Here is a 3701-nt window from a genome sequence, read left to right as displayed (position 1 = left end):
GGTGGGTCCGCGGCCGCGCCAGGGCACGCCTGCCGCACGGCACCGCGCACCGAGGCGTCGGCCGGATGGGGACGGGAGACCTGGCGTACCCGGCGGATCGAGGGGGCGCGGCGAAAAGCAACGTGCCCGAACCCTCAGCGCCCGCCGGGGCGGCGACTCAGCAGCGGAAGGTCTGCAAGGTGATGGACAGTTCGCCCGAGAGGGACACGCCGGCGCCGGACCGCTGGGCGGCGGTGGCCGCGGTGGCGGCGTACCGAACCGGTGTTCCGGGGCGTCCCGCGTCGCATTCGCACACGGAACCGTGTTTGCCGTGCGGGGCGGGCACCGCGAGCGGGACGTGGCTGGGCCGGCGGCCCTCGAGGTCCCGCTCGCCGGTCGGCAGCACTTCGACGGTGCGCGAGGCCGCGGTCCGGGAGGCGTCGGTGTAGCTGCTCCCGACGCTCTGGCCGCCACGCGAACTCGACTGCGCCACCGCGGAGTTCGCGGCGGAGTCCAGGATCAGGAAGGCGGCGAGCAGCGCGGCGACGGTGACCATCACCATTCGGCACGCACGCGCGATCGCCGCCATGGTCGCCCCCCTCCGGCGCACCTCGACTTCCGGTCCTCATTCTGTCGGGAGTGCGGCGTCGATGTGCGGCCGTTGCGTTACGTACGTGTAAACGGGGAGTCAGCAAAAGGGATGGATCAGTTCCGTTCGCCCCGGCGGACGCCGTCGCGAACGAGCTCCCGCCACGCGCCCGCGAGGGCGGGGATCGGCCCGCGGGGCACCGGTCGGTGCCCCGGCCGTGTATCGCCACCCGGACGCTCGGGCCCCGCCGCCACCTGGGGTGCGAGGATGAGCGGGATGCCGTCCGGCGGCGGCCGGAACCCTTGGCTCCGCACCCCGCCCCACCGTTCGGCACCCGGTACGGACCCTGGCGCCGGCACCGACGCAGCACCCGTACGCACCACCGCACAGGCACCACATCGGACGAGGTGAACGACACCATGGCGCAGAAGGTCGCCGTGCTCGGCACGGGAAAGATCGGCGAGGCACTGCTCAGCGGGATGATCCGCGGCGGCTGGGCCCCGTCCGACCTACTGGTCACCGCCCGCCGCTCGGAGCGGGCCGCCGAACTGCGCGCCCGCTACGGCGTCGAGACGGTTTCCAACGCCGAGGCCGCCAAGGCCGCCGACACCCTCATCCTCACCGTCAAACCGCAGGACATGGCCGCCCTGCTGGACGAACTCGCCCCGCATGTGCCGGCCGGGCGGCTGGTCATCTCCGGCGCGGCGGGCATCCCCACCTCCTTCGTGGAGGCCCGGCTGGCCGCCGGCATCCCGGTGGTACGGGTGATGACCAACACCCCCGCCCTGGTGGACGAGGCGATGTCGGTCATCTCCGCGGGCAGCCACGCCACCGCCGAGCACCTCGCGCACGCCGAGGAGGTCTTCGGCGGCGTGGGGAAGACGCTCCGGGTCCCGGAGGCGCAGCAGGACGCCGCCACCGCGCTCTCCGGATCCGGACCCGCGTACTTCTACTTCCTGGTCGAGGCGATGACCGACGCCGGGATCCTGCTCGGCCTGCCGCGCGACAAGGCCCACGACCTGATCGTGCAGGCGGCCATCGGCGCCGCGGTGATGCTGCGGGACAGCGGTGAGCACCCGGTGAAGCTGCGGGAAGCGGTGACCAGCCCGGCGGGCACCACCATCAGCGCGATCCGCGAACTGGAGCGGCACGGGGTGCGCGCCGCGCTCATCGCCGCCTTGGAGGCCGCCCGCGACCGCAGCCAGGAACTCGCCTCCGGCAACGGCTGACCCGCCGGGGTGGGGTGCGACCCCGCACGGCCTGGCCTCGTCCGGTCCGGCGGGCCCCAGCCGGCCCGGTGCGGGGCGCCCCGCACCGCTGGTGATCGCCCGCCCTGCGGGCGCCCCCGCACCGCGACGACCGTGTGCTTGGGGCCCGGGCGCCCGGCGACCGCACCGCCGGCGCCCGCCCCACGGGACGTCAGCCCGCCGCGGCCACCAGCTCCTCCGTGGTCACGACCTGCGCGAACCGTCCGCCGTGCAGGGACACCGCGGTGGCCCGGGCGAGCTCGTCCGCGGTCGCGGTCCAGCCGAAGGGGCCGACCAGGTCGAAGGTGTGCATCGCGTCCAGCGGGAAGAACACCTCGTAGCCCAGGTTGCCGCCCATCCGCGCGGTGGTCTCGTTGCACATGTTCGTCTGGATCCCGACGATCACGATCTGCTGACGCCGCGCCTCCCCGGCGCCCCCGTCCGCACCCTCCGCGCCCAGCCCCCGCAGCCAGGCGTCCAGGTCCGGCTCTCCGTAGAACGCCGAGTTCACCGACTTGGTCACCAGTACCTCGGGCCCGCTGCCCTTGCCCCGGCGCTCGGCCACGAAGTCCTTGAGGTCGTTGCCCGGGTGGCCGGTCCGCAGCGGGGACCGCGAGTCCGCCGAGTCATGCCGTACGAAGACGACCGGCCGGCCGGACGCCTGCCAGGTGTCGATGAGCCGGGCGATGTTCTCCTCGGCCTCCGGATTGTTCCGGCGTCCCCAGTACTCCTCCTCGAAGCCCTTCTGGACATCCACCACGATGAGCGCCGCGTTCTCCATGATTTCCATGCCCTCCATGCTGCTCGCGGCCGCACGACCCGCACAGTGGCAGCAATGCCGCGGTTCGATGGATTACTGCCACACCCTCCGCCGTCCGGCCGTCCCCCGATCGCCGGGCTTGCCACACTGGGCGGCATGTACCGCGTGGCACTGACCGCCTTCCCCGGCATCCGCCCCTTCGACGTCTCCGTGATCACCGAGGTGTGGGGCATCGCCCGGGAGGCCCGCGGGGTACCCCCGTTCGAGTTGGGCCGGGCCGCCGCCGAGCCGGGCCCCGTACCGATGCCGGGCGGATTCAGCCTCACCCCGGACCGCGGGCTGGACTGGCTGGAAGAGGCCGATCTGGTGGTCGTCCCCGGGGTGGCGGACCCGGCCGTCCCGGTAGCGGAGCCGGTGCTGGACGCGCTGCGCCGGGCCCACGCCGCCGGAACCCCGGTCGCCTCGCTCTGCGCGGGGGCGTTCGTGCTCGCCCGGGCCGGTCTGCTCGACGGCCGCCGCGCGGTCACCCACTGGTACCTCGCCGAACGTCTCCAGGAGGCGTACCCCGCCGTCCGGGTGGAGCCGGACGCCCTGTTCATCGAGGACGGTGGGGTGTGGACCTCCGCCGGCACCGCGGCCGGGATCGACCTCTGCCTCCATCTGGTCCGTACCGCCCATGGCGCCGAGACCGCCGCGGCCATCGCCCGCGCCATGGTCACCGCGCCGTTCCGCACCGGCGGCCAGGCCCAGTTCATCGAACGCCCCACCCCGGCCGCCGACCGGGACGCCGACGCGCTGGCAGCGGTACGCGAACGGGCGCTGAACAGGCTCCACGAACCGCTCACCGTCTCCGACCTGGCCGGCTGGGCGGGCATGTCCCCCCGTACCTTCGCCCGCCACTTCACCGCCACCACCGGCACCACTCCGATCCGGTGGCTGCTGGAGCAGCGCCTGGCCGCCGCGCAGAAGCTCCTGGAACGCACCGACCTGGCCATCCCCGAGGTGGCCCGCCGTACGGGCTTCGGCAGCGAAGTCACCATGCGGCAGCACTTCGCCGCCCGCCTGGCCGTCAGCCCGCGCGACTACCGCGCCGCGTTCTCCGCCAAGCCCGCCCCCGCCTGAGCCC

4 protein-coding genes are annotated in these 3701 nt (G+C 74.1%); 2 read left to right on the top strand and 2 right to left on the bottom strand.

The genetic code is table 11. The features are described from left to right. Positions 1-157: 157 nt before the first annotated feature. Complete coding sequence (locus E4099_RS30315; protein WP_135342312.1) at positions 158-568, bottom strand: hypothetical protein; 411 nt, start codon at positions 566-568, stop codon at positions 158-160. Positions 569-987: 419 nt separating this feature from the next. Between E4099_RS30315 and proC the strand changes: the two genes are divergently transcribed. Beyond that, a complete protein-coding gene (proC, locus tag E4099_RS30310) occupies positions 988-1797 on the top strand; it encodes a pyrroline-5-carboxylate reductase (protein ID WP_135342313.1) in 810 nt (269 codons plus the stop codon). A 190-nt stretch (positions 1798-1987) separates the two neighbouring features. On the opposite strand, the gene E4099_RS30305 is transcribed toward proC, so the two are convergent. Next, positions 1988-2605: a cysteine hydrolase family protein gene (locus tag E4099_RS30305; protein WP_135342311.1), complete on the bottom strand. Its 618-nt coding sequence runs from the start codon at positions 2603-2605 to the stop codon at positions 1988-1990. Between the two features lie 126 nt (positions 2606-2731). On the opposite strand from E4099_RS30305, the gene E4099_RS30300 reads away from it, so the two are divergent. Beyond that, positions 2732-3697 (top strand): GlxA family transcriptional regulator, encoded by a 966-nt coding sequence (locus tag E4099_RS30300; RefSeq protein WP_245245316.1) that lies wholly within the window; start codon positions 2732-2734, stop codon positions 3695-3697. The last annotated feature ends 4 nt before the right edge of the window (positions 3698-3701 follow it).

This window comes from Streptomyces palmae (genome assembly GCF_004684805.1).
GTDB classification, from domain to species: domain Bacteria; phylum Actinomycetota; class Actinomycetes; order Streptomycetales; family Streptomycetaceae; genus Streptomyces; species Streptomyces palmae.
The sequence above is the reverse complement of the archived record's forward strand: the minus strand, read 5'-3'. Positions and strand labels throughout refer to the sequence as shown.